The 1539-nt window shown below is 68.5% G+C and carries 1 protein-coding gene; it reads left to right on the forward strand.

Annotation, left to right across the window (positions count from 1 at the left end):
• Window positions 1–63 precede the first annotated feature (63 nt).
• Window positions 64–1464, forward strand: coding sequence for an IS66 family transposase (locus AB0O15_RS47955; protein ID WP_364334937.1), 1401 nt, complete (start codon window positions 64–66; stop codon window positions 1462–1464).
• The last annotated feature ends 75 nt before the right edge of the window (window positions 1465–1539 follow it).

The following is a 1539-nucleotide window of genomic DNA, read 5'->3' on the forward strand; positions in this document are numbered from 1 at the left end:
GTGACTGGATAGGTCGTCGGGCGGTTCGGGTGTCTAGTGTGGAGGCTGGTAGGTTGACCGGCTGTGTCCGCTCAGCCGCCGCCGTCGTATGACGATCTGGTGGCGCGGGTCGCGGAGTTGACCGGTCTGCTGGAGCAGACTCTCGCGCGGGTGGCTGATCTCGAGGGCCGGTTGAAGTTGTCCTCGGCGAACTCGTCGAAACCGCCGTCGTCGGATGGGCTGGCCAAACCGGCGCCGAAGTCGTTGCGGTCACGCTCAGGTCGGGGTCCGGGACGGCCGAAAGGCCAAGACGGGGTCACTCTGGAACGCTTCGCGGATCCGGACGTGGTCCGGCACGTCCCGACGGTGTGTGCCGGGTGCGGTAACGGCCTGGCCGGCGCGGTCGAGGTCGACATGACCTGGCGGCAGGTTGTCGATGTTCCGCCGGTGAAACCGCGGGTGACCGAGTACCAACTGATCACCTTGGCCTGCGGGTGTGGGCATCACACCACCGCCCAGGCTCCCGCGGAGGCGGTCGCGCCGATCGTGTACGGGCCTCGGCTCGCCGGGATCGGGGTGTATCTGCTGCACGGACAGTTCCTGTCGGTCTCGCGGACCGCCGCCGCGCTCAAGGATCTGTTCGGGTTGCCGGTCGCGTCCGGCACGGTCGCGGGCTGGGTGAAACGCACCGCGCTGGGCATCATCGACCGGGTGCTGCCGGTGATCGCCGGGCGGATCACCGACGCGCCGGTAGCCGGTTTCGACGAGACCGGGATGCGGGTCGAAGGCCGCCTCGCCTGGCTGCACTCCGCGTCCACCAGCACGGATGTACTCCTCGCGGTGCACGCGAAACGCGGCACTAAAGCGATGGACGCCATCGGGATCCTCCCCGCGTTCACCGGAGTCGCGGTCCATGACGCATGGGCGCCCTACGACACCTACCTCGCCGTTGACCATCAACTCTGCTGTGCCCACGCGCTGCGAGAGCTCATCTACGTGATCGACACCGCCACCGGCCCGGTCGCCGATCACGCCCAGCAGGCCGTCACCGCCCTGCGCCGGCTGAACCGGCTCGTCGCCGACGCCCGCACCACCGAGCAGACCCCCGATCCGCAGCAAGTGGCCCGCTACCAGCACATCCTGGCCAGCGCGGTCGTCCTCGGCGCCCACGCCACCGCCACACGGGCCAGCAAACTGCAACGCAAGCATCACGCCTTGTTCGTCCGGCTCCGCGACCGCCGCGACGACTACCTACGCTTCGTCACCGATCCCGCCGTGCCGTTCGACAACAATGCGTCGGAGCGCACGATCCGCATGCCGAAACTACGCGTCAAGGTCTCCGGCAGCATGCGCACCATGACCGGCGCCGAACACTTCGCCGCGATCCGCAGCTACATCGCCACCGCCGCCCGGCAAGGTATCGACACCCTCGAGGCCCTCATCCAGGCCGCCACCGGCAACCCCTGGACTCCCGCTCCCGCCTGACCCGCAACCACCACCCGACCGTCACGGTCCACGATGCCGCATACCCACACCCAAATCAGGCACCTATCCAGTTAC

Source organism: Actinoplanes sp. NPDC089786 (assembly GCF_040684855.1).
Classification (GTDB): Bacteria; Actinomycetota; Actinomycetes; order Mycobacteriales; family Micromonosporaceae; genus Actinoplanes.